The organism is Silicimonas algicola (assembly GCF_003970735.1).
GTDB classification, from domain to species: Bacteria; Pseudomonadota; Alphaproteobacteria; order Rhodobacterales; family Rhodobacteraceae; genus Silicimonas; species Silicimonas algicola.
Window position 1 is genome coordinate 1,068,654 of record NZ_CP034588.1, and the last position, 24,904, is coordinate 1,093,557.

Consider the following 24,904-nt stretch of genomic DNA (forward strand, 5'->3'; position numbering starts at 1 on the left):
CTCTTTCGGTTAGCGGAGCATTCTGGGAAGCCAAAGGACGAGATCGTCCGCGAAGGTGATGATGCCGAGCGTCACGAGCAGCGGCACATAGAAGGGCAGAAGGGCGCGCAGAAGCTGTCTCAATGTGACGCCTGCAATCTGCGAGACGAGAAACAACGACAGGCCCATGGGCGGGGTCAGAAGTCCCAGCATGAGGTTGAAGATCACGACGATGCCAAGATGCACAGGGTCTATTCCTGCAGCGACGAGTGGCGGCGCGATGACCGGGACGACGAGGAGGGTCGCCGTCGTGGAATCCAGGAACATACCTGCGATGAAGAAGATCAGGTTGGCGATCAGGAGAAGAACCATCGGATCGCTCGAGAACTGCAGGATGAACTTCGAGAAGTCCTGCGGGATCTGCTCGACCGCCAGGATCCAGCCGAAGAGCGAGGCGACCGCGACAATCACGAGAATGGCGCTGGTGGACCTCAGCGTCATCAGCATCGCGTTCCAGAGATGGGCGAAGGTGAGCTCGCGGTAGATGAGGCCGCTGACCAGCAGGACGTACGCGGCCGTGACGGCTGCGGCTTCTGTCGGCGTGAAGAGACCCAGCATCATGCCCGAGATCATCAGGACCGGCGCCATGAGAGCGGGAAGCGCGGGGAGCAGCGAAGCGCCCAGCTCACGCGCCGTGGGCCACCGCTCGGAACGTGGCATGTCGTGGAGGATCGCGATTACAGCCGCGGTCGACATCAGGAGAACGATGCAGATCAGCGCCGGAACGATACCCGCAATCAGCAGCTGGATGATGGAAACGCTTGTCACCGACCCGTAGACGATCAGCGGGATCGACGGCGGAAAGATCGGACCCACAACGGCGGAGGCGGCGGTGACCGCTGCCGAAAAGGGCGCAGCAAAGCCGCGCTTCTTCATGGCCTCGATTTCAATCCGCCCCAGGCCGCCCACGTCGGCCAGCGCGGCGCCGGACATCCCCGAGAATATGAGGCTCGAGAAGATGTTCACCTGGGCGAGCCCGCCGGGGATCCGTCCCACGAGGGTATCTGCGAACTTGAAGATTCGCTCGGTCACGCCCGCGAGGTTCATCAGGTTTCCGACGAAGATGAAGATCGGCACGGCGACGAGCGGGAAGCTGTCCAGCGCGTAGGTCACGCGCTGCGCGAGAAGGCCAAGCGGCAACCCTTCGATCAGGACGTATGCGATTGCCGGAAGCAGGATCGCATAGACCACCGGAAAGCCCAGCATGAACAACGCCAGGAACGCGAGGATGATGGCGAAGCCCATCTCTCAGAGACTCACGGTCGTCTGCTTCTGCGGCGGCTTGCGGAAATGAAACAGATGCACTGCGGCGGCGCCGGCAAATCCCAGGAAGGTCGCGCCGAGGAAGATCCAGAAGGGGATCTTCAGGGTCGGAGTCGCGTTGTTGAGGTTAGACGAGATGTTCAGCGCCACCACCACAGCCACGAACGCACAGGCGATGACGGCGAGGATCGACGAAATGAGAAGGATCCCCCGTCCTGCCCGGTCCGGAAGGCTCTCTCGTATCTCTCCCATGACGATATTTTCGCCGGCGTCGACAACGAGGGGATAGGCGGCGAAGACGGTGCAGATCAGGAGGAACCTCGTCAATTCTTCCGCGCCCACGATCGGTGCGTTGAAGACGTCGCGCATGATGACCTGGACGCAGGGCACGGTCACAAGCGCGCCGAGGAGCAGGACGCAGACCACCTCGAGAAGCTTTCTGAGCATCGATCCTCTCCCGGCGGGAAGGGCGGGCACGACAGCCCGCCCGTCCAATCCTTATTCGACCGCCATGATCTGATCGATATACGGCGTGTATTCCGGGAAGTCGGTGTTGATCTGCGCAAGCACCTTCTCGCGGAAGGCGTCGAGGTCCAAGCCGTTCTCGACAGTCGTGAACGTCATGCCGTTCGCCTTCAGTTCCTCGATGAGCGCGCCCTCGCTTTCCTGGGCCCACTGCAGCGATTCCTCGGCTTTCTTGTCGAGAACGTTGGTTATCGCGGTGCGGTGTTCTTCCGTCAGCTCCTGCCACACGTCCTCATTGATGAAGACGGCCAGAACGGACTGCATGTGACCGGTCATCGCGACGTGGCTTTGAACCTCGTAAAGCTTGTTTGCCGCGATCATCGTCAGCGGGTTTTCCTGGCCGACGACCAGCCCGGTCATCAGTGCGGTGGGAAGCTCCGACACCTCGACGGGCGTCGGTGTCGCGCCGAATCCGGTCACCATCGAAATCCACAGATCGAGGGGCACCGCGCGGAACGGCTTGCCGGCCATGTCGTCCGGCGACTTGATCTCGAAGTTGGACGAGATGTGGCGAGCGCCGCGGTAGATGCGGCCGATGATCCGCACTCCGCCTTCCTCGACCAGGCGCTCGTTGATCTCCTGGAGTGCCGGAGATGTTGCCGGGTTCGTCGCCGCGAGCGCCTGCGCCCCGTCGCGGTAGATGAACGGCGCGTTGAACACCGCGACGTCCGGCACGATCCTTGCCAGTGATGCGAAGTCATGGTGACCCATCTGGATCGTCCCCATCCGGACGCCGTCGACCATTTCGGCCACGTTCCCCAACTGGCTGGCGGGGAAGACCTGAACCGTCACTTCGCCGTTTGTCGCGGCCTCTATTTCGGCCGCGGCCTCCGTCGCGTAGCGCGTCTGGATATCGCCCTCGGCGCCGACGTGGGCATAGCGCAATTCCTGGGCAACAGACGGCACGGCCATGAGCGCGAACGCGGCCGCACCTAGAATGGCCTTCGGATTCAGTCTCAGCATTTTCATTCCTCCCTTGGTGATTTTTTCTGCGAACTCAGTCTGACTTGCGGCGATACTCGTCGATGAGGCTTTTCCGGCGAAGCTCATCGCCGATGGCGAAGTGGTCGCGGAGCCTGCGGTCCGCTTCATCCGGATCCTTGCCGACGATGGCCAGGAACACCTCGCGGTGAGCGTCGACCAGGTCCCCGATGATCTCGCGCGACCTGTAGGTCGTCTTCCGCCGCTCGACGTGGCTTTCCCTCAGAAGGCTCGACAGTGCGGCATAGAGGGTGGTCAGCGAGCGGCTGTGGCTCGCCTCCACCAGCGCCTGGTGGAACATGAAGTCGGCGTTCCCGCCCTTTTCAGGGTCATCGAGGGTTTCCATCAGGACTTCGAGCCACTTGCGCATTTCGGCAAGGTCCTGGTCCGTTGCGCGCCCGCAGGCCAGGCGAATGGCCTGGCATTCGATTGCGATGCGCGCCTGCATCACGTCGCCCAGAACGTCCTGTTCCTGTGACAGGCAGAAGGTGAAGAAGTCCGTCAGGACACCGAAATCGGCCTTGCCGATATACGTGCCGCTGCCTTGCCGCGTCTTCAGAAGGCCGAGCATGGTCAGCGACTTCAGCACCTCTCTCAGAAGCGGGCGTCCGACCCCGAGTTTCAGAGCCAGGTCGCGCTCGGGCGGAATGCGGTCCCCGACCCGCAGGCTTCCCGATATCAACTCCGACCGGAAGTAGCCGATGACACGGTCCGAAGGGCTGCCTTCGGGACGCAATGCGACGTTCATGTGGTCTTGCCAATCTAGTTTCAGGCTTCAAGAATCGAGAGTAGATGCCGGAATATTCCCCTGCAAGTTCGAAGAAAATTGGTAAGACCAATACCGTTTGCTGCAGGAGGAGACGCTCGGCTTCCACAGCCAGTTAGACTGGCTGCACCTCCTCCGGAGTTGGGGAATCTCTTTCAGCAAGCGGAAGTCTGTCGCGCGACAGGACGCTGCGGCAGCAGTCGCGGCTGTGACGGCGCAGACTTGCGCGGCATCGTTCCGGATGCCGGCCGCCCGTCGGCGGTCTAGCGCCCCTCGAGCGACGCGATGGGCGCCGTCATGCGGAAGATCATGCCCTCGGGCGTGAAGTCACGCTCGTAGCTGCCGCCGAATCCCAGCTCGACGATGCTGTGCAGAAGCTGCGAGCCGAAGCCTTTCCGCGTTGGCGGTGCTGCCGCGCGGCCGGTCTCGGTCCAGGTGATTGCCACCTCTGTGCGGCCCTTCAGGCAAACGAGCCGGATGTGACCGCCCGGAACGGACCACGCGCCGTGCTTGGTGGCGTTGGTCGCAAGCTCGTGGAGAACGAGCGCAAGCGACTGGCCCGCCGACCGCCCGACATGGATGTTGTCGCCCTCGAATGTGAAGCGATGTCCGTGGCCGTCGATGAAGGGGGCGAGCTGGTTCTCGGCGAGGCTTCTCAGGGTGGGCGCGACGCCGCTTGAGGATTCCGCCACGTCGATGGCACGGCCGAGCGCGTTCAGTCTCTGGCCCAGAGACGCCTTCATCTCATCGACATCGGTGCTGGAGCGCGCGGTGAGGTTCACCATCGCGACGGCGAGGCCCATCTGGTTGCGCGCCCGATGCGCCGTCTCGTTCAGGATCATCCGGCGTTCCGCGTCGCGCTCGCTCAGGCGGTGAGCGGCGTCTTCGAGCGCCTGGCGAATGTCGTTGACCTCGGTGATGACCGAAGGAGTGGCGGAGGGATGTGCTCCTGACCCGAGCGCGCTGGCGAATTGGGCGGTGGACTTGATCGACCGCGAGATCGCGATGCCGACGCCGAGCGCGGTGGCCAGCGCGATGGCGAACCATGCGATCCCGCCGATAAGGATCGCGCGGTTGAAAGGCGTCGCATCGGACACGAGGTTCGTGGAGCCCCAGACGACGATGTCCCAGGGCGCCTTCCGCAAAGGCTGGGTGACGGCGAAGGCTGCGTTGGCGAACTTCGCGTTCCAGTCGTCAGCCAAGAGATCGGCCTGGGGACCATAGCGGAATGCGGCCGTCCCTTCCGCGTCGCGAAGCTCGACGTTCCACCGCGCCGAAGTTCGCTCGTTCAGCACCAGGGGCTCCAGCGTCTCGGCGTTCCGCGTCAGGATAAGGACGCGCCTGCGACCGTCAGGCAGGTCGACCCTCTGAAGGACGTTGAACACAAGCTCGCCCGCGACCCGTCCTGTGAAGAAGTTCGACACGGGCGCGGCGTCCTCGCCACGCGCCATGGCGACGGCGCCGGCGTCGGACGACACTCCCAACTGGGTGCCCCAGGGAACGCGTGTATTGAGAAGTTGCCGCCCAGACTCGTTCAGGACGATCAGGTGCCTGTCCTGCCCGACGAGGGCCGCGCGGGCCCGCCGGTGGAGCGTCTGAAGCGCGTCCTCCTCGAGCCATCCGCTTCGGGCGAAGACGGACACAAGCGTCTCGAGCGTCGCGATCTCGGTGTCGAGCCGATCGGCTGCGTAATTCGCCTCGGAGCTTCCCAGCGACTGCGTGATCTCGATGCGTTCGCGTTGAACGTCCATCGCCATGTAGCTCAGGAATGCGGCGCCAGGCAGGACCGGGATAAGTCCAAGAAGTGCTATCAGCGTACCCGCCGAAAGCGCGCGTATCGGTAGAAGTCGAAGGCTGCCCCCGCCCACGACGTCGGGATCGCCAGTTTGTGCCAACTTGGTAGTCAAGCTTCCCCCGGCGCTCCGCTGCGTCGCAAGGACCGATGATAGCAGCAATCCGGGGAAGCGCAGCAAAATCCGCACCCTCACGCGAAGAGACGAGCAGTCATCTGTCTGCGCGGATCAGGGAGCGAAAACCGTCGTCCCGCGTCCTCCGCGCCTTGACGCCCCCAGCCTGACGGGCGACCATCCCCGGGACGGAGCGGCGCCGCACGCCGCCCGGATAACTGGCGCGTGACGCCAAGGGAGGAACTGAAACATGAAGATGACGACACTCGCGCTCGGTCTCGTGGCGACCGCTTTCGCAACCACGGCCGGAGCGCAACAGCTTCGCCTGATGACCGGGCCCCAGGGGGGCTCGTGGTATCCGCTCGGCGGCGCGATCCAGGGCATGGCGAACGAGGCGGGGGTCGCCTCGATCCAGGTCCTGCCCGGCGGCGGCGTGGCCAACGTCCAGGGCGTCCAGAACGGCGACGCCGACCTGGGATTCGGCAACTCGATCTCGACGGTCGACGCCATCGAGGGCCGGGAGCCCTTCACCGGCAAGGCCGACAATGTCTGCAACATCGCGACGCTCTACCCGCAGTATTTCCAGATCGTCACCACTGCGGATTCGGGCATCACGTCGCCCGCCGATTTCGCCGGCAAGCGCCTCGTCACGCAGCCCGTGGGCAATACGGCCGAGCAGGTCACCCGCGCCGTGCTCGAAACGGCGGACCTGGGCTATGACGACATGAGCGCCGTCGACTACGTCTCCTACTCGGACGGCGTCTCTCTCATGCAGGACGGCAACGGGGACATCTTCACCCTCGGCACGACCGTGCCCGCGTCGGCGATCATGGATCTCGCGAACTCGACCGATATCACGCTCGTTTCGCTTGACCCGGCGTTCATCGAGGACATGAAGACCAACATCAACCCGGGCTATACCGCGATCAACATTCCTGCCGGCAGCTATCCTGGTCAGGACGCCGACGTGAACGCCGTGGGTTACGCGACCCACGTCGTCGCGCGCTGCGATCTCGATCCGGCCATCGTCGAGGGCATCCTTACCCAGATGTGGGAGAACCGAGAGGATCTGACCTCCATCGCCTCGGCCATGTCCGGCCTGACCATCGAGCAGATGGCGCAGGACGTGGGCGTGCCGATGCACGAAGGCGCCAAGGCCTTCTACGCCGCTCAGGGCGTCTCGCAGTAACGCGGGTTACGCACCCGTGACGGGCGGCGGCCGACACGCCGCCGCCCATCTTCCCGCGAGGCCCGAAGGGAGGCATCCATGGACCAGAGCGCGCGTCTGCTGAAGCAGGCCGTCACCGTCGTCGCCGTCGGCATGAGCCTCTTCCACCTCTGGGTCGCCTACTTTGGCCCGCCGAACGCCTTCACGCTCCGCGCCACGCACTTCGGACTGGCGCTGGCCCTGGCCTACATGACCCTCCCCGGTATCTGGACGAAGGAGGGCAAGGGAAAGAGCCCTCTCGACTGGCTGTTCCTCGTCGCAGCCGTCGCGGCCTGCGCCTATCCGATCGTCTTCAAGGACTACTTCAACACCCGCATGGCCTATGTCGGCCCGGTGTCGACCTCGGACCAGTTTTTCGCCGTCGTGATGATGGTGACCGTGCTCGAGGCGACGCGCCGGGCCATCGGTCCGATCCTGCCTGTCACCGCGCTGATCTTCCTGTCCTACCAGGTGTTCTTCACCGACACGCGAATCCTGCGGCTGCTCGAATACCAGTACATGACGACGGACGCGCTCTTCGGCATCCCGGCGCAGGTCTCGGCCACCTACGTCGTCCTCTTCGTTATCTTCGGTGCCCTCGCCGAGCGCTTCGGACTGGGCAAGCTCTTCATGGACTTCGCCCTGGCGCTGACCGGCCACCAGGCGGGCGGTCCCGCCAAGGTCGCGGTCGTGACCTCGGGCCTCTTCGGGTCCGTCTCGGGCTCGGCCGTGGCCAACGTGATGACGACGGGCACCTTCACCATCCCCCTGATGAAGCGCATAGGCTACCCCGCGCATTTCTCGGGCGCGGTCGAGGCCGTTGCGTCGACCGGCGGGCAGATCATGCCGCCGATCATGGGGGCGGCCGCCTTCGTCATGGCCGAGTTCCTGGGCGTCAGCTACCTGACCGTGGCGGGCTATGCCCTTCTGCCCGCGCTCCTCTACTATCTCGCCGTCTTCCTCGCCGTTCACTTCGAAGCCAAGAAGCAGGGCCTGCGCGGCCTGCCGCGCGCCGACCTGCCGAGGGTGGGCGAGGTGCTGCGCGAACGGGGTCACCTGTTCCTGCCGCTCGTCATCATCATCGGCACGCTGATGTCGGGCTTCTCGGCGCCCTATTCGGCGCTGATGGGGATCCTCTCCGTCGTCCCGGTCGTCCTCATGCGCAAGACGACCCGAGGCGAGTTCAGCGTCGCCCGCCTGATCGACGGCCTCGAATCCGGCGCGATCAACTCGGTTATCGTGGCGCTCGCCTGCGCCACGGCGGGCATCGTGATCGGCGTCATCGCACAGACCGGCCTCGGCCTGACCTTCACCGGCATCGTTCGCGCGGCGGCGAACGAGATGCTGCTGCCCGCCCTGATCCTGACCATGCTCGCGGGCATCATCCTCGGCATGGGGATGCCGACGACGCCCGCCTACATCGTCCAGGTGGCGCTCCTGGTCCCGGCACTTGTCCGTCTCGGAATCCCGGTCCCGGCGGCCCACATGTTCGTCTTCTACTTCGCCATCCTCTCGGCCATCACGCCGCCCGTCGCCATCGCGGTCTATGCCGCCTGCGGCATAAGTCGGGCGACGGTATGGGAGACGTCCGTCTCGGCGGTGAAGCTGGGGCTGACGGGATACATCATCCCCTTCATGTTCGTCTTCGGCCCCTCGCTTCTTCTGATCGGCACCTGGGACAAGATCGTGACCACCGCCATCACGGCCATAATCGGCGTCACCTTCCTGTCGGCCGGCCTCAGCGGTTATCTCGTCAGTCCGGCGCGGTTCCTGAACCGTGTCATATTCGTCGCGGCGGCGCTCACGCTCATCAAGCCGGGCCTGCTGACGGACGCGGTCGGCATCGGCCTGGCCGTCCTCGGCGTGGTGATGAACCTGCGCTGGCCCGCGCCGGACACCGCGCCCGCGCTGGACGAACCGCACATCGGCCACGTCGAGGCTCCGGTCTCGGCCCCCATCGAGCCCGAGGACTGGAACGAGTCGCCCGCGGCCCATCCCGCGAAACATTAGGACGTCGCAGGTAGCTCTGCGACGACACCGCCTCCCGATCCGCAACGGCATGCACCGCCGTTTCCATTCCTTCCCGCCTGTGGAATCCTGCCGGCATGAGCGATGGACCAGATCTTCTTCCCCTCGGCCCTGACGGGCTGCTGCTGCGCTTTTCCGACCGTCTGGGCGACGCCCCGAACCGTGCGGCAATCGCGTTTCGCGCGGCCTTCGACGAGACGGCGCCCGAGGGCGTGGTCGAGACGGCGACCTCGCTGACGTCGGTCTTCGTCCGCTTCCACCCCGACCGGATCGCGCGCGCCGACGTCGAAACGGCGGTGCGGACCACCCTCGACAGCCGCGACTGGAGCGACGCGGACCTGCCGGCCGGCCGCTCGCTCTGGACCCTTCCCGCAGCATTCGGCGGCGCGGAGGGGCCGGACCTTGAAGAAGCCGCGGACCTTGCCGGCCTCACCCCCGAGGAGGCTGTCCGCCAGATCTGCGAGGTCCCGCTCCGTGTCCTCGCCCTCGGCTTCGCACCGGGCCAGCCCTACCTCGGCTTCCTGTCCGAGACCTGGAACATCCCCCGCCGGACCGAGGTCACGCCTCGCGTGCCGCGCGGAGCCGTGGTCGTCGCTGTCCGGCAGGTGATCCCCTTCGCCAATGCCGCGCCGACGGGCTGGCGGCAGGTCGGTCGCACCGCCTTCCGTTGCCACGACCCCAAGGCCGATCCGGCGATTCCGCTTCGCCCGGGCGACGAGGTGCGCTTCCGCCCCGCAGCACCCTCGGACCTCGCCCGCCTTGAGACCGAACCCTTCGGCGGCGCGACGCGCGAGGCGCTGGCATGACGCTCAAGGTCGAACGCGCGGGTCCTGCGCTCTCGGTTCAGGACGGCGGCCGGGAGGGACTTCTGGGCCTCGGCCTGTCCAGGGGCGGTGCGGCCGACCGAGGCGCCTGGCTCGAAGGTCTGGCCCTTCTGGGTCTCCCGCCGGGAACGGCATCCATCGAGATGGCAGGCGTCGGCGGACGCTTTCTGGTCGAGGCCCCCGTCCGCATCGCCCTTACGGGGGCGCAGATGAAGGCGACGCTCGACGGTGCGCCGCTGGAGTGGGACGCGGGTCATGTGGCGACGGCAGGCTCGGTCCTCGACATCGGCGCGGCGGTCTCGGGCGTTTACGGATATCTCACCGTCGCGGGCGGCATCGCCACCGAACCTGAGCTGGGAGGGCGCGGCTTTCACGGCATCGCGGGCCTCGGTCGACCCCTGCGGGACGGCGACCACCTTCCGCTTGCCTCCGATCCCACGCCGGACGCGCCGCCGATGCGCCTGTCCGGCCGCTCCCGTTCCGCAGAACCCCTGCGTGTCATGCCCGGACCGCAGACCGCCTCGTTCCCTGACGAGGTCCGTACCGCCTTCGAGGCCGCCACATTCACCCGCAGCCCCCGCGCCAACCGTCAGGGCGTCCGGCTCGACCACGACGGCGCGCCCTTTGCGACCGGAGGCCAACTGACCCTCGTGTCCGACTTCATCGCCGAGGGGGACATCCAGATGACGGGCGATGGCGCGCCCTACGTCCTTCTTGCCGACTGCCAGACGATGGGAGGCTATCCCCGCATCGGCACCGTGCTTCCGGCCGATCTGCCGCGCATCGCGCAGGCCGGGCCGGGCGAGGCTCTCCGCTTCCGCTTCGTCACGGTGGATGAGGCCACAGCCGCATGGGAAAGTGACGAGACCATCCTCGGGCGGCTCAGGCGGGGACTTGTTCCGAGGGTCCGCGATCCGCGCGAGATGTCCGACCTTCTGAGCTACGATCTGGTGGACCGTCCGCCGCGCGAAGTGACCGGCGAATGAGCGTGGCGAAATCGCGCCGCGACGGGGTTGCCCTCACGTCTCCTTAGTCGACCGGCTGGAATTCCCGGTCGTCTTGCCATTGCCGCAGGCGCGGGATGATGGTTCTTTCCGTCGAAGCCACCTTGCGGGACGGGTCATCGGACGCGTCGGCTAACCCGTGCCACCATTGGAGGTCCTCTCGATGAGGTTGCTGTTCTGGATCATCTCCGCCTTCTTCGTGGTCCAGACGATCTTCCCCCTGATCCGCAGCTCGAAGGCATGGATCCGCGTCAGCGACTTTCCCCGCCTTCAGTTCGCCGTCGCCCTGGCCGTGCTGCTCGCAGGATACCTCGCGGTCGTCGGCGTTTCGGACAACTGGGACTTCCTCTATCTGGTCGTCGTCATCGCCGCCCTTTGCTATCAGCTCTACCGTATCTTCCCCTATACGACGATGGCGCCGAACCAGGTCATCGACGCCACGGCGCACACCCCCGACAGCCGCGTGCGGGTGATGGTCGCCAACGTCCTGATGGAGAACCGCGACGCGCAGCGGTTGCTCGATGTCGTGAACGACGTTCGTCCAGACCTGCTTCTGCTGGTGGAAATCGACGCGTGGTGGCACGACGCGATCGAGACGCTCGACGCCTCGTTCCCCTACCGGATCAAGCGGCCGCAGGACAATTACTACGGCATGGAGTTCTTCTCGAAGTTCGAACTCGAGGAGAGCGACGTTCGTTTCCTGCTGTCCGACGAGATCCCCTCGATCCGCACCGGGGTGCGTCTGCCCTCGGGGACATGGGTCGACTTCTTCGGCGTTCACCCGCGCCCGCCGGACAAGGACTATGACAGCGAGGGCCGGGACGCCGAACTCCTGCTGGTCGCGAAGGAATTGCGCCAGTCGAAGAGGGCCGCCATCGTGGCGGGCGACCTCAACGACGTCGCCTGGTCGCACACCACCCGCCTGTTCCAGCGCACGAGCGGCGCGCTCGATCCGCGGCGGGGACGCGGCATGTACAACACCTTTCACGCCGGACATCGTTTCCTGCGGTGGCCCCTTGACCACGTCTTCCACGACGACGCCTTCACGCTGGTCGAGCTGAGGCGTCTGCCCAACATCGGCTCGGATCACTTCCCGGTCCTTGTCGAGCTTCAGTACGAGCCGCAGGCCGAGGCGGTGCAGGACGCTCCGGAGGCCGATCAGGAGGATCGTGAAGAGGCCCGGGAAAAGATCGAGAACGGCCGCGAGGCTGTGGACTGACGCCGTCGCATGATCTCGGCGGGACGGTGCCGGACGGTCTCGAGCTGACCCGGGCTATGGTCTTCCGCGATGCAAATTCAAGGCCTTGCGGACCGGTTGTTCGCGCTTGACGGCTAGGGGCCAAGCTGGTTGTCTCCCGTGCAACAGGGGGGTCATCCGGTGCAATCGCGCAAGTATTCCACTCGGGAAGACGGGCTCGCATGACCGACGCAGCGCCCGTCATAGCGCTGCGCGACGCGACCAAGCGGTTCGGCCCGGTCGAAGTGCTTCACGACGTCGATCTCGAGGTGCGCGCGGGCGAGGTTCTGGCCCTGATCGGCGAGAACGGCGCCGGCAAGTCGACGGCGATGAAGTGCTTGGCGGGCTACCAGCCGCTGACTTCTGGGCGCATCCTCCTCGACGGGAAGGAGGTGACGTTCGGATCGCTCCACGCGGGCGAGGAAGCGGGCATCGTCCTGATCCACCAGGAGTTCAACCTCGCCGAGCAGCTTACGGTCGAACAGAACATCTTCCTCGGTCGCGAGCTGCGAAAGGGACTTTTCCTTGACAAGGCCCGGATGCGTCAATTGTCGCGCGACTATCTCGACCGTGTGAAGTGCGAGGTCGACCCCGACCGCGTGGTCTCGTCCCTGTCGAACTCGGAAAAGCAGATGGTCGAGATCGCCAAGGCGCTCGGGCGCGACGCGCGCGTCCTCGTGATGGACGAGCCGACAGCGGTGCTGACGAACACGGAATCGCGCATCCTCTTCGACCAGGTCCGGGCGCTCAAGGCGGCGGGAACCGCGATCATCTTCACCTCCCACAAGCTGTCCGAAGTCAGCGAGATCGCCGACCGCGTCACCGTCATGCGCGACGGAGCCGTTGTCCATGATGGCCCTGTGGCGGACATGACCGAGGATGCCATGGCGACGGCGATGGTCGGGCGAGACGTTTCGGACCTCTATCCGCCGAAGGGGCGCCGCCCGGACGACGCGCCCGTGATGCTGAAGGTCGAGGGCCTGAGCGTGCCGCGCTTCGCCGAGGACGTGAGCTTCGAGTTGCGGCGCGGCGAAATCCTCGGCATCGCGGGTCTCGTCGGGTCCGGCCGGACCGAAGCGATGGAGGGTCTGTGCGGCCTGAGGCCCGCCTCCGCGGCGCGCATCGAGATCGACGGTGCGCCGGTCGCCATCCGCCGGCCCGCCGACGCTTTGTCTCACGGGCTGTGCTATCTGACCGAGGACCGCAAGCTGAAGGGCCTGCTTCTCGAGAAGGGAATGCGCGTCAACCTCACGCTCCAATCGCTTGAAAAGTTTGGCGGTTTGATGGTCGACCGCCAGGCCGAGGAGAAGGCGCTCGACGCCGCCATCCGCGAGTTCGACATCCGAGGCGGACAGCGCGAGTCGCGCGTGTCGAACCTGTCAGGAGGCAACCAGCAGAAGCTGCTTCTCGCGAAGGTCATGCAGTCCGAACCACGCATCCTCGTTGTAGACGAGCCGACGCGCGGCATCGACATCGGGACGAAGCAGCAGATCTATACCTTCCTCCGCCGCCTGGCGGACGAGGGCCGCGCGATCATCGTCATCTCGTCCGAGATGCAGGAGGTGATCGGCCTTTCCGACCGCGTGCTCGTCATGCGGCGGGGCCGCGTGGCCGGTATGCTCGAGGGCGAGGCCATCACCGAGGACGCCATCGTGCGCCACGCCATGGGCGTCGGGGCCGACAGCCAGGGGAGGGCCGCCTGATGGCTGCCGAAACCGCCGACACCGTCCCGGCCCGCCGCCGGCTTCCGTCGATGAGCGTCCTCGGCCCCATCGTGGCCCTTGTCGTTCTCGTGCTGGTGGGCGCCTTCCTGAACCCGAACTTCGTCAGCGCGGCCAACATCACCAACGTCCTCGCCCGATCGGCCTTCATCGGCATCATCGCGGTCGGCATGACCTTCGTCATAACCGCAGGCGGCCTCGACCTGTCGGTCGGCTCGATGGCGGCCTTCATCGCAGGGCTGATGATCCTCGTGATGAACTGGGCGCTGCCGACGCTTGGCATTGGCATACCCATCATCCTTCTCGGCATGGCGGTCGCCCTGGTCGCGGGGCTCCTGGCGGGCCTCCTCAACGGATTTCTCATAACGACGCTCGGGATCGAGGCCTTCATCGTCACCCTCGGCAGCATGGGCATCTACCGTAGCCTCGTGACCTGGCTCGCCGACGGCGGCACGCTGTCACTCGATTTCGGGCTTCGGACCTTCTACCGACCGGTCTACTTCGGCGGCATCCTCGGTATTTCCTGGCCCATCATCGTCTTCGCGCTGGTCGTGATCCTGGGCGAGATCCTGATGAGCCGCTCGCGCTTCGGCCGCCATTGCGCCGCGACTGGCTCGAACGAGCATGTCGCGCACTATTCCAACGTCGACGTCAACCGCACCCGGCTTCTGACCTATGCGATGCTCGGCGTCCTCGTAGGTGTCGCGACGATCATGTACGTCCCGCGCCTCGGCTCGGCCTCGGCCTCGACGGGCGTCCTGTGGGAGCTGGAGGCCATCGCCGCCGTCATCATCGGCGGCACCGTCCTCAAGGGCGGTTTCGGCCGGGTCTGGGGCACGGTGATCGGCGTCCTGATCCTCAGCCTGATCGACAACCTTCTGAACTTGACCGACCTCGTCTCGCCCTACCTCAACGGGGCGATCCAGGGGATCATCATCATCCTCGCCGTGATCTTGCAGCGAGAAGCAAAGGCCAAGGGCTAAGCCCGGCCACATCAACAGGGAGAATACGATAATGTCTTATATGAGAGCCCTTCTGACAGGCGCAGCGGTCGCCGCACTCGGCACCGCTGCCGCCGCGCAGGATACGCAGGTGATCGGCGTCTCCATCCCCGCCGCGACGCACGGCTGGGCCGGCGGCATGAACTTCCACGCCCAGGAGGCGATCGAGCGGCTCGAGGAGGTCTATCCGCAGCTCGACTTCGTCCTCGCCACCGCTTCGGACCCGGGCCAGCAGGTCAACGACATCGAGGACATGGTCGCCACGCGCGGCATCGATGCGCTCGTCGTCCTGCCCTTCGAATCCGAGCCGCTGACCGCGCCCGTCCAGGCCGTCAAGGAAGGCGGCGCCTGGGTCACCGTCGTCGACCGTGGCCTCTCGGTCGAGGGGATCGAGGACCTTTACGTCGCCGGCGACAACCCGGGCTTCGGCCGCGTGTCGGGTGAATACATGGCCGAAAAGATGCCGGACGGCGGCAAGATCGTCGTCCTGCGCGGCATCCCGACCACCATCGACAACGAGCGGGTCGAAGGCTTCGAGTCCGCCATCGAGGGCTCGGGCATCGAGATCATCGGCATGGAGCACGGCAACTGGAACCGTGACGACAGCTTCAACGTGATGCAGGACTTTCTCTCGAAGTACCCGCAGATCGATGCGGTCTGGGCTTCGGACGACGACATGGCCGTAGGCGTCCTCGCCGCCATCGACGCGGCAGGCCGGGACGACGTCCAGTTCGTGCTCGGCGGCGCGGGAATGAAGGAGATGGTGAAGCGCGTCATGGACGGCGACACCATGATCCCCGCCGACGTGACCTATCCGCCGTCGATGATCGCGACCGCGATCGAGCTGACGGCGGTCGGCATGACCTCGACGGCGCCCGTCTCGGGCACCTTCACCATCGGCTCGGTGCTGATCACGCCCGACAATGCCGAAAGCTTCTACTTCCCCGACAGCCCGTTCTGATCGGGGCAGGGGCCGGCCACGCGCCGGCCCCGCTCATCCCTGCCGCGCCCGGATCAGCGCCGCATAGCGCTCGCGGCTCGTCGTCAGGTGATAGCGCATCGCCTCTCCCGCTGCCTCGGCGTCATTGGCGAGGATCGCATCCCGGATCCGGCGATGTTCTTCCAGAAGCACACGATCCAGCCCCTCGGGGATGTCGAGCGACCGTCGCGCCCGCAATTCGGCGCGCGGAATGGTTCGGCCTCCCAAGAAGTCGAAGAACTCCTCGAACCGCGTGTTGTTCGTCGCGTGCGCGATGGAGCGGTGAAAGGCGAGGTCCGCCGTCTCGGCCGCGACACCCATCTCCGCCGTTCTCAACGCCTCGAAACGCGCGCCGATCACCTTGCGCTGTTCGGACGAGGCACGCACCGACGCCAGCCTTGCCGCCTCTATCTCGATAGCGGCCCGCACCTCGATGGTCTGGATGATGCCCGACAGCGTCGCGATGCTCTCGGCCCGCGACGGCGGCAGAAGCCCGTCGCGGACATAGACCCCCGATCCCTGTCGCGATTCGACGAGTCCCTGTTCGCGCAACCGGGATAAGGCGTCGCGCACCACGGTCCGCGACACGCCGAACTCGGCGATCAATTCGCGCTCGGTCGGAAGGCGATCGCCCGGCTTCAGCCGGTCCGCCTCGATCCGCGCCGCCAGCGTGTCGCGCAAGCGGTCGGTCAGGCTACGACCATCCTCGGCGAGCGTCACGACTCGCCCGATAGGAGATTGACCGTAGGGCATGAAGTCATCATGATGAATTCATAACAACCCGCCGAACCGGCGACAATGTCTGGGAGGAGACGACATGACTTTCACGAAATCGGTGCTGGGCGGCATTGCCGTCTCGGCGCTCGTGGCGACCGCTGCCTTTGCCGAGGAATGGAAAGGCTGGAACATCCACGTCGAGGGCTATCCGAACACCGTCGCGATGGACAAGTTCGGCGAGCTTCTGGCCGAGAAGACGAACGGCGAGATCACGCTTCAGATGTTCCACGGCGGCGTCCTCGGCAGCCAGCCCGACGCCATCGAGCAGGTCCGCGCCGGCGCGCTGGCCATCGGCAACTTCAACCTCGGACCCATGGGCCCGACCATTCCTGAAACCAACGTTGTTTCGCTGCCCTTCGTCTTCAAGGACGTCGACCACATGCACCGCGCCATGGACGGCGAGGCAGGCCAGAAGATCTCGGACGGCATGGCGGCCAAGGGTCTCATCGCACTTGCCTGGTACGACTCTGGCGCGCGCAGCTTCTACAACTCGAAGAAGCCCATCAACACGCCCGCCGACGTTCAGGGCATGAAGGTCCGCGTGATGAACAACGACCTCTACTCCGGCATGATCCAGGAGCTTGGCGGCAACCCCTCGCCGATGGCCTTCGCCGAGGTTTACCAGTCGCTGAAGACCGGCGTCGTGGACGGGGCCGAGAACAACTGGCCGTCGTACGAGTCGACCGGGCACTTCGAGGTCGCGGGCTACTACTCGCTGTCCGAGCACCTCATCATCCCCGAATGCGTCTGCATCAACGCCGACGTCTATAATGCCCTGACCCCGGAACAGCAGACGGCGGTCAAGGAGGCGGCGATGGAATCCGCCACGCTCCAGCGCGAGCTATGGGCAACCCGCGAGACCGAGAGCCGCGACAAGGTCATGGCCACCGGCGTCAAGTTCAACGAGATCGCCGACAAGACCCCGTTCCAGGAGGCGATGAAGCCGGTCTACGAGACCTACCTCGCCGCCAACCCGGATATCGCGCCGCTGGTCGAGCTGATCCAGAGCCTGCAGTAAGCGCCTGATTTCGCCGCCGCCCCCACGCGGGGCGGCGCGTCACATGCCATCACGGACGACGCTTCCCAGATGACCACCAAATCGCCGAGACCGGGCAGGGCGTCCGGCCTGGACAGGGTGCTCGACGCCCTGTCCTTCGTCTGCAAGCTCCTTTCCGGCACCGCCATCGTCGTCCTGACGCTGATCTTCGGCTGGCTGGTCTGGGGCCGATACGTGATGAACGACACGCCGACCTGGGTCGAGCAGGTGGCGCTTCTGCTCATCATGCTCATCACCTTCCTCGGTGCGGCGGTCGGCGTGCGCGAGAACACGCACCTAGGCGTCTCCTACTTCCGCGAGATCGTGCCGTCCCGCGTCCGCACCTGGCTCATGGTCGTCAGCCACGTTTTCATGGCGGTCTTCGGCGCGGTGCTCGCCTGGAACGGCTACAAGCTCGCCGTCCTGAAATGGGAATCCTCGATCCCGCTGATCGGCGTCTCCGAAGGCTGGCGCGCGGTGCCGATCACCGCCTGCGGCATCCTCGTTCTTCTCTTCTCGCTCGGTCACCTCGTCGCCATCGCGCGCGGCGAAAGGCAGGAGCTCGACGTCTCGGAGCTGGTCGAGTAAATGGGCCTATTCATCCTTCTCTCGCTCTTCGCCCTCGGCGTCGTCATCGGAATGCCGGTCGCCTTCGCGCTAGGCGCCGCGGCGCTGACCGCCTTCTGGTGGGAGGGGCTGCCTCTTCTGATCGGCTTGCAGCGCATCGTCTCGGGCGTGAACGTCTTTTCGCTTCTCGCCATCCCCTTCTTCATCTTCGCGGGCGAGCTGATGTTTCACGGGGGCATCGCCATGCGCCTCGTCCGCTTCGCCGCGGCGGCGGTCGGATGGGTCCGCGGCGGCCTCGGTATTGTCAACGTCTTCTCGTCCATGCTCTTTGGCGGCATCTCGGGCTCGGCGGTCGCCGACGTCTCGGCGCTCGGCTCGATCCTCATCCCCGTGATGAAGGAGAAAGGCTACGACGACGATTACGCGGTCAACGTCACCGTCACCTCGTCCATCGCGGGCATCATGATCCCGCCAAGCCACAACATGATCCTCTACGCCGTCGCGGCGGGCGGCGGGATCTCGATCTCGTCGCTGTTCCTCGCAGGCGTCGTTCCCGGCGTCGTCATGTGCGTCTGCCTCGCCGTTGCGGCCTATGTCATCGCGGTGAAACGCGGCTATCCCTCCGAGACCTTCCCGGGCTGGACCGCCCTGTTCCTCAGCTTTGTCTACGCGCTGCCCGGTCTCTTCACGGCGGTCATCATCGTGGGTGGCGTCCTCTCGGGCGTCTTCACCGTCACCGAGTCGGGCGCCTTCGGCACGATCTACGCCGCCCTCGTGACGCTGATCGTCTACCGCTCGCTGACCTGGGAGAACTTCCTCATCGCCGTCACGCGGGCCGTCAAGACCACCTCGATGGTGATGATCCTCGTCGCTTGCGCGGCGGCCTTCGCCTACATGCTCAGCTTCTACCAGGTGCCGAACAAGGTCGTGAAGACGATGCTCGGCATTTCCGAGAACCCGATCGCCGTCCTTCTGATGATCAACGCCACGCTCCTGATTCTGGGCATGATCATGGACATGGCGGCCCTCATCCTGATCTGCACGCCGATCTTCCTGCCCGTCGCCACCTCTCTCGGGATGGACCCGCTCCAGTTCGGGATGATCCTGATGATGAACCTGGGCCTTGGCCTCTGCACGCCGCCCGTGGGCGCCTGCCTCTTCGTCGGCTGCGCCATCGGAGAGGTCCCGATGGAGAAGGCGGTCCGAACCATCTGGCCGTTCTACATCGCGATCCTCGTGGCGCTGGCGCTGACAACCTTCATCCCGGCGATCTCGCTGACGCTGCCGCGCGCTCTCGCGGGCTAAAGCACGCGCGACAGGAACGCCCGCGTCCGCTCGTGCCGGGGCTGTGAGAACAGCTCGGCTGGCGGCCCCTCCTCGAGGATCGTCCCCGCGTCCAGGAAGCAGACCTTGTCCGCCAGCTCGCGCGCGAAGCCCATCTCGTGCGTCGCCAGCACCATCGTCATCCCATCCGCCCGCAGGTCGCGAAGGACATCCAGCACCTCGCCCACCAGTTCCGGGTCGAGCGCACTGGTGATCTCGTCGAAGAGCATGATCTCGGGCGTCATCGCCAAGGCGCGCACGATGGCCACCCGCTGTTGCTGCCCGCCCGAAAGCTGGTCCGGGTAGTGTTCCATCCGGTCCGACAGCCCGAACCGCGCGAACAGCGCCTCCACCTCCGGCATCAGCGCTTCGCGTGTCCGCCCGCGCACCCGGCGAGGAGCGAGAAGCACATTCTCGAGCGCCGTCATGTGCGGGAACAGGTTGAAGCTCTGGAACACGATGCCGATGCGTTGCCGCACAGGCTGCGGATCGAGTCCGGGCTCCGCGATGTCGACCCCGTCCAGAAGGATCACCCCGTCGTCGATCGGCTCGAGAAGGTTCAGGCAGCGCAGCAGCGTCGACTTCCCCGACCCCGACGCTCCGATCAGGCACACCATCTCGCCCTCGGCCACGGTCAGGTCGATCCCCCGGCAGACCTCGTTCGCGCCGAAGCTCTTCCTCAGCCCCCGGACCTCGAGCCGCGCCATCAGCTCCGCGCCCGCAACTGCTTCGCCATCAGGTGGTCGGCATAACGCGTGGCGGGAATGGTGACGGCGAGGAAGATCAGCGCCGCGCCCACGTAGGGCGTGAAGTTCGCCAGAAGCGACTTGTAGACCCCCGCCTGCCGGAAGATCTCGACCGGCCCGATGAAGGACAGCAAGGCCACGTCCTTCTGAAGCGCGATGAAGAGGTTCATGTTCGCCGGCACCACCCGGCGGATCGCCTGCGGCAGGATGACATAGCGCATGGTGTCGCTCTCGGAGAGGCCAAGCGACAGGGCCGCCGCGCGCTGGCTCTGGTGGATGCTCTCGATGCCCGTCCGGAACACCTCCGCCACGTAGGCCGCATAGGTCAGCACCAGCGCCACCGTCCCCCAGAGGTAGGGGGAATTCCACGGTCGCGGCATCCCGAGGCCAGGCACGCCGAACCCAACGAGGTAGATCACGAGGATCACCGGCACGCCCCGGAAGACGTCGGTGTAGACGATGCCTAAAAGCCGCAAGGGATAAAGCGCCGGCGCGCGCGCATCCCGCATCAGCGCCACGATCAGTCCCGCGGCGAAGATCAGCGGCGCCGACCAGGCGAAGATCGCGATGTCGAGGAGGAACGCGTCGAGGAGCCCCGGAAAGGTCTTGGCGAAGACCTCGCCGTTGGCGAAGCTCTTCTTGACCGCAGGCCACCCGGGCGCGAGGGGAACCAAGAGAACGATGGCGGCGAGCACCGCAAGGCTCGACGCCGCCGCGACTGCCGCGGATCGCCGCCTGATCCGCGCCTCGTGGATCTGCCGCCGCGTCGGCACTTATTCGATGACCGGCACGCCCGTCGTCTCGGAAAGCCAGGTCGCTTCCAACTGGGCCAGTGTGCCGTCCGCGCGAAGCTGCTCCAGGGCTGCGTCGACGCAGGCCTTCAGCGGATTGCCCTCCTCGAACAGCATCCCGAACTGGTCCGGCTTCTCGGTCCGCTCGGCCGGGAATTGCCCCAGAACCACGCCGTCGTCCAGGACCACGGCCCCGAGATAAAGCGCCGTCGGCAGGTCGAAGAGCGCGGCGTCGATCTGCCCGGCCTTCATCGCCTCCACCACGTCGGCGTTGTCGTTGTAGAGAAGCGGCGCCTCGTCCGGCTGGATGATCTCGGCCAGCATCGGCACGGCGGTCGTCGCCGCGTCCGCGCCCCACTTCACGCCCTTCAGCGCCTCGAAAGAGGTGTCGAGCCCGGCGTCGACCACGGGCTTGCGCGTCAGAACCGCCATCGCGGCCGAATAATAGGGCGCCGAGAAATCCACGATCTCGTCCCGCTCGGGCGTGATCGAGTACTGCTGGATGTTGATGTCGAAGTCCTTGGCGCCGGGCTGGATGGCCTGGTCGAAGGACGACCGCACCCAGGTCACCTGGTCGTCGGAAAAGCCCATGGCGTTCGCCACCGCATAGGCCACAGCCGCCTCGAAGCCTTGCTTCGACTCAGGGGCATCGTCGATCACCCAGGGAAAATAGGCCGGGTTGCCGGTGGCCACGGTCAGCGTGCCCTCGGTCAGGGTCTTGCCCGCCGCGCAGTCGTTCTGAGCGAAGGCCGCGCCGGAGGCCACCGAAAGGGCCAAAATGGAAACTGTGAGTCGCATGGAAACATCTCCCGCTCTTTGCCGCACATGCTTGGATCGGGGACGCCGAATGTCCATGCCCTTCTTCTGTCCGGCGAATACTCCGGGGGAGTCCCGGCGACCAGCCGGGACGGGGGCAGCGCCCCCGCCTTACTCGCGCGCCCTCAGCACCTGCGCCGGACGCGCGGACAAGGGGCCCCAGGCGAACAGCAGCCCCGAGACCATCGTGGCAAGGATGCCCGCCCCCACGATGACGAGGGCCGAGACCGGCTCAAAATGGAAGTCGGCCTCCATCACGAAGCGCATGACGGCCCAGCCGGCAAGCCCACCCGCGACGATCGCCACCAGCCCCGCCGCCGCACCGAGGATGGCCGAGCGCAAGGCAAAGCTCGCCAGCACCGTCCGCCGCGACGCGCCGAGCGTCTTCAGCACCGCCGCCTCGTAGGTCCGCGTCTGCACGCCTGCCGCCGCCGCGCCGATCAGAACGACGCCGCCGGTGATCAGCGTCACCAGCGCGCCCGCCGTGATCGCGGCTGCGATGCCTGACAGGATCTCGGAAACCCGCTCGATGGCGTCCTTCACGCGGATCGCCGTCACGTTCGGATAGGCGTTCGACACCTCGCGCAAAAGCCGGGCCTCGGCTTCCGGCTCGGCGTAGACCGTCGAGATGAAGCTGTGCGGCGCGCCCTGCAGCGCGTTCGGGCTCATCGACATGACGAAGCCTATGCCTGCCGTCGAGAAGTCGACCACTCGGAACGACGCGATCTTCGCGGTGATGTCGCGGCCGAGGATGTTGACGGTGATCTCGTCACCCAACTTCAAGCCAAGCTCCTCGCCTTCCTCGGCGGCGAAGCTGACCAGCGGCGGGCCGTCATAGCCAGGCTGCCACCACTCACCCGCCGTCAGGACGGTGCCCTCGGACGGTGCGTCGGAATAGGTCACGCCCCGGTCGCCACGCAGCACCCAGTGGTCGCCCGCTACCTCGGCCGCCGGCCGTCCGTTGATCTGCGTGATGATCCCGCGCAACATCGGCGCGCTGTCGATCCGGCTTACCGCCGCATCCGCGTCGAGCGTCGCACGGAACGGCTCCATCTGGTCGGGCTGGATGTCGACCATGAAGAAGGACGGCGCACGTTCCGGCAGGTCGTTCCGGATCGCGCCGCGCAGGTTGGTGTCGATCTGTCCCACTGCGGCCAGCACCGACAACCCGAGGCCAAGCGACAGGATCACGCTTGCCGCCTCGCCCTGCGGGGCGCCGACGGCTCCAAGCGCGAGGCGAAGGGCGCTACGCCCCCGCACACGCGGCGCGAGCCGGCGCGCGAGCCGCCTCACACCCGCCGCCGCGAGGATGAGAAGCGCGAAGGCCGCCGCCACGCCGCCCGCCGCGCCCCAGGTCAGGGTCCAGAGGCCCGAAAGCGCCGCCGCCGACAAGACGAGGGCCGTGGCGAGAAACAGCGTGACGCCGATCCACAGGGGCCGCGGCAGGACGCGTCCGCCACCGCCGCCATCGCGGAAGAGGGTCGCGGCGCGCACCTCCTCGACCCTCGCCAGGGGCCAGAGGGTGAAGATCAGCGCTGCCAGCGTGCCGTAGAGAGCCGCTTCGGCCAGAGGCTTGGGATAGACAGCGAACTCCGCCGGAACGGGCAGACGCGCCTCGATCAGGGGTGCGAAGACCAGTGGCAACGCCGCGCCGAGGATCAGACCGGCGACAAGCCCCACAAGCGTCAGCGCACCGATCTGGAGGAAATAGACCAGGAAGATGGTTCGCCCGTCGGCGCCAAGCGTCCTCAGCGTGGCGATCACTGGCGTCTTGCGCCGAAGATAGGCCGTGACGGCGGACGAGATGCCGACGCCGCCGACCGCAAGCCCGGCAAGCCCCACGAGGACAAGGAACGACGACAGCCGGTCGACGAAGGTATCCACCCCGGGCGCGCCACGGCGCTTGTCGCGCCAGCGGACGCCCGTGAAGGTGTCCTCCGCTTCGCGCTCCAGACGTTCGAGGTTGGCGTCCTCGGGCAAGAGAAGGCGATAGTCCGTCTCGTACAGCGTGCCGGGTTGGATCAGTCCGCTGTCGGCCAGCGCCTCGGTCCTCACGATGGTTCGCGGACCAAGCGTGAAGCCACCTGTTGCGTTGTCCGGCTCGCGCAGAAGTTCGGCTGTCAGGACAAAGGCTTGCGCACCAAGCTTGAAGCTGTCGCCGACCGTCAGACCAAGTCTTGCGACAAGCACCGGGTCCATTACGGCGCCAGGCAGTCCGTCGCGACCTGCCAGCGCCTCGGAGAGTGGCATCGCAGGGTCGAGCCGCACTTCGCCCAGAAGGGGATAGGCGTCGTCGACGGCCTTGACCTGCGTCAGCCCACGCTCGGCGGTATCCCCCGACCCATAGACCGCCATCGACCGGAAATCGACCAACTCGGACACGCGGAGGGCGTTCGCGGTCATCCAGGCGCGCTCGTCATCCGTTGCGAAGCGGTAGGTCAACTCGATCTCGGCATCGCCGCCAAGAAGCGTCGCCCCTTCGCGCGACAGCCCCGACTGGATCGCCTCGCGCGCGCTGCCAACGGCGGCGATGGCGGCGACCCCTAGGATCAGGCAGGCCAGAAAGACGCGGAACCCCGACAGGCCGCCGCGAAGCTCACGGCGCGCAATGCGTGCGGCGGCGGCGAGGCTCATTCGGCGGCAGCGCGGACGTCGTCGGCGTCGATGCGGCCGTCGTCGAGGCGGACGACGCGCTGGCACCGCTCGGCCAGTTCGGGGGCGTGCGTGACGAGGATCAGCGTCGAGCCGTAACGCTTGTTGAGATCGAACAGAATCTCGATGATCGCCGCTCCGTTCGCAGCGTCTAGGTTGCCGGTCGGCTCGTCCGCGAGGAGGATCTCGGGACGCGGCGCGGCGGCCCGGGCCAACGCCACGCGCTGCTGCTCGCCGCCCGACATCTGCGAGGGATAGTGGTCGAGGCGCGCGCCCAGGCCCACGGCGCGCAGTTCCTCGGCGGCGCGGTCGAAGGCGTCGTCCTTGCCCGCCAGTTCCAGGGGCGTCGCCACGTTTTCCAGCGCCGTCATCGTCGGAATGAGGTGGAAGGACTGGAACACGACGCCCATATGTTCCCGACGGACACGGGCCAGCGCGTCCTCGCCCAAGCGCGTGAGGTCGTGGCCGAGCGCGGTGATGCTGCCGCCGGTGGCGCGTTCGAGTCCGCCCATGAGCATGAGGAGTGACGATTTGCCAGACCCGGACGGACCGACCAGCCCCAGCGTCTCGCCCCGGCGGACGTCGAGCGTGATGCCCTTGAGGATCTCGACCCGGCCCGCGTTGCCGTCGAGCGAAAGCCGTGCGTCCCTGAGGGACAGGATCGTATCGGTCATCTTCGCTCCGTTCCGTCGTGTGAAGGGATATGGGCCTTCG

Annotated in this window: 22 protein-coding genes; 11 read left to right on the forward strand and 11 right to left on the reverse strand. The window is 66.2% G+C overall.

The features are described 5' to 3' along the window. Window positions 1–9 precede the first annotated feature (9 nt). The 5 genes from EF888_RS05455 to EF888_RS05475 form a co-directional block, all read right to left on the reverse strand. Window positions 10–1,284, reverse strand: coding sequence for a TRAP transporter large permease (locus EF888_RS05455; protein WP_109757816.1), 1,275 nt, complete (start codon window positions 1,282–1,284; stop codon window positions 10–12). Window positions 1,285–1,287: 3 nt separating this feature from the next. After that, window positions 1,288–1,749: a TRAP transporter small permease gene (locus EF888_RS05460; protein ID WP_109757817.1), complete on the reverse strand. Its 462-nt coding sequence runs from the start codon at window positions 1,747–1,749 to the stop codon at window positions 1,288–1,290. 51 nt (window positions 1,750–1,800) lie between these two features. Further along, the gene (locus tag EF888_RS05465) at window positions 1,801–2,790 is read right to left on the reverse strand and encodes a TRAP transporter substrate-binding protein (protein ID WP_109757818.1); all 990 of its coding nucleotides are present in this window, start codon (window positions 2,788–2,790) and stop codon (window positions 1,801–1,803) included. A 34-nt stretch (window positions 2,791–2,824) separates the two neighbouring features. Next, window positions 2,825–3,556, reverse strand: coding sequence for a FadR/GntR family transcriptional regulator (locus tag EF888_RS05470; protein ID WP_109757819.1), 732 nt, complete (start codon window positions 3,554–3,556; stop codon window positions 2,825–2,827). A 281-nt stretch (window positions 3,557–3,837) separates the two neighbouring features. Next, on the reverse strand, window positions 3,838–5,469 hold the full coding sequence (locus EF888_RS05475) for a sensor histidine kinase (protein ID WP_109757820.1): 1,632 nt from the start codon (window positions 5,467–5,469) through the stop codon (window positions 3,838–3,840). A gap of 262 nt (window positions 5,470–5,731) precedes the next feature. On the opposite strand from EF888_RS05475, the gene EF888_RS05480 reads away from it, so the two are divergent. The 8 genes from EF888_RS05480 (at window position 5,732) to EF888_RS05515 (ending at window position 15,464) form a co-directional block, all read left to right on the forward strand. After that, a complete protein-coding gene (locus tag EF888_RS05480) occupies window positions 5,732–6,670 on the forward strand; it encodes a TAXI family TRAP transporter solute-binding subunit (RefSeq protein WP_109757821.1) in 939 nt (312 codons plus the stop codon). Between the two features lie 78 nt (window positions 6,671–6,748). Then, a complete protein-coding gene (locus EF888_RS05485; RefSeq protein WP_109757822.1) occupies window positions 6,749–8,698 on the forward strand; it encodes a TRAP transporter permease in 1,950 nt (649 codons plus the stop codon). A 95-nt stretch (window positions 8,699–8,793) separates the two neighbouring features. After that, complete coding sequence (locus tag EF888_RS05490) at window positions 8,794–9,522, forward strand: 5-oxoprolinase subunit B family protein (protein WP_109757823.1); 729 nt, start codon at window positions 8,794–8,796, stop codon at window positions 9,520–9,522. Beyond that, window positions 9,519–10,526 carry a 5-oxoprolinase subunit C family protein gene (locus EF888_RS05495; protein WP_109757824.1) on the forward strand — a complete coding sequence of 336 codons (1,008 nt, stop codon included), beginning with the start codon at window positions 9,519–9,521 and terminating at the stop codon, window positions 10,524–10,526. The genes EF888_RS05490 and EF888_RS05495 overlap by 4 nt, the downstream gene beginning before the upstream one ends. A 181-nt stretch (window positions 10,527–10,707) precedes the next feature. Then, window positions 10,708–11,763, forward strand: a complete 1,056-nt coding sequence (locus EF888_RS05500; protein WP_109757977.1) for an endonuclease/exonuclease/phosphatase family protein — start codon at window positions 10,708–10,710, stop codon at window positions 11,761–11,763. 200 nt (window positions 11,764–11,963) lie between these two features. Then, window positions 11,964–13,484, forward strand: a complete 1,521-nt coding sequence (locus EF888_RS05505) for a sugar ABC transporter ATP-binding protein (protein ID WP_109757825.1) — start codon at window positions 11,964–11,966, stop codon at window positions 13,482–13,484. Then, window positions 13,484–14,485 (forward strand): ABC transporter permease, encoded by a 1,002-nt coding sequence (locus EF888_RS05510; RefSeq protein WP_206508434.1) that lies wholly within the window; start codon window positions 13,484–13,486, stop codon window positions 14,483–14,485. Before EF888_RS05505 ends, EF888_RS05510 begins: the two co-directional genes overlap by 1 nt. Window positions 14,486–14,516: 31 nt before the next feature. Then, complete coding sequence (locus tag EF888_RS05515) at window positions 14,517–15,464, forward strand: ABC transporter substrate-binding protein (RefSeq protein ID WP_420902659.1); 948 nt, start codon at window positions 14,517–14,519, stop codon at window positions 15,462–15,464. Window positions 15,465–15,497: 33 nt separating this feature from the next. On the opposite strand, the gene EF888_RS22425 is transcribed toward EF888_RS05515, so the two are convergent. Then, window positions 15,498–16,202, reverse strand: coding sequence for a FadR/GntR family transcriptional regulator (locus EF888_RS22425; protein ID WP_277601037.1), 705 nt, complete (start codon window positions 16,200–16,202; stop codon window positions 15,498–15,500). Between the two features lie 97 nt (window positions 16,203–16,299). Here EF888_RS22425 and EF888_RS05525 point away from each other — a divergent pair, with 97 nt between their 5' ends. From EF888_RS05525 to EF888_RS05535, 3 genes are all read left to right on the forward strand, one after another. Continuing rightward, entirely contained in the window at window positions 16,300–17,277 is a 978-nt protein-coding gene (locus EF888_RS05525; protein ID WP_109757828.1) for a TRAP transporter substrate-binding protein, read from the forward strand. A 69-nt stretch (window positions 17,278–17,346) separates the two neighbouring features. Further along, window positions 17,347–17,883 (forward strand): TRAP transporter small permease, encoded by a 537-nt coding sequence (locus EF888_RS05530; protein ID WP_109757829.1) that lies wholly within the window; start codon window positions 17,347–17,349, stop codon window positions 17,881–17,883. Next, window positions 17,884–19,167 (forward strand): TRAP transporter large permease, encoded by a 1,284-nt coding sequence (locus EF888_RS05535; protein ID WP_109757830.1) that lies wholly within the window; start codon window positions 17,884–17,886, stop codon window positions 19,165–19,167. Here EF888_RS05535 and EF888_RS05540 read toward each other — a convergent pair. The 5 genes from EF888_RS05540 to EF888_RS05560 all read right to left on the reverse strand — a co-directional run bounded on the left by EF888_RS05540 (window position 19,164) and on the right by EF888_RS05560 (window position 24,864). Beyond that, window positions 19,164–19,892 carry an amino acid ABC transporter ATP-binding protein gene (locus tag EF888_RS05540; protein WP_109757831.1) on the reverse strand — a complete coding sequence of 243 codons (729 nt, stop codon included), beginning with the start codon at window positions 19,890–19,892 and terminating at the stop codon, window positions 19,164–19,166. The two genes, EF888_RS05535 and EF888_RS05540, sit on opposite strands and share 4 nt — an antisense overlap. Then, the gene (locus EF888_RS05545; RefSeq protein WP_109757832.1) at window positions 19,892–20,704 is read right to left on the reverse strand and encodes an amino acid ABC transporter permease; all 813 of its coding nucleotides are present in this window, start codon (window positions 20,702–20,704) and stop codon (window positions 19,892–19,894) included. Before EF888_RS05545 ends, EF888_RS05540 begins: the two co-directional genes overlap by 1 nt. Continuing rightward, on the reverse strand, window positions 20,705–21,520 hold the full coding sequence (locus tag EF888_RS05550; RefSeq protein WP_109757833.1) for an ABC transporter substrate-binding protein: 816 nt from the start codon (window positions 21,518–21,520) through the stop codon (window positions 20,705–20,707). It lies immediately after the preceding gene. A 129-nt stretch (window positions 21,521–21,649) separates the two neighbouring features. Further along, entirely contained in the window at window positions 21,650–24,172 is a 2,523-nt protein-coding gene (locus EF888_RS05555) for an ABC transporter permease (RefSeq protein ID WP_109757834.1), read from the reverse strand. After that, window positions 24,169–24,864 carry an ABC transporter ATP-binding protein gene (locus EF888_RS05560; protein ID WP_109757835.1) on the reverse strand — a complete coding sequence of 232 codons (696 nt, stop codon included), beginning with the start codon at window positions 24,862–24,864 and terminating at the stop codon, window positions 24,169–24,171. Before EF888_RS05560 ends, EF888_RS05555 begins: the two co-directional genes overlap by 4 nt. Window positions 24,865–24,904 lie beyond the last annotated feature (40 nt).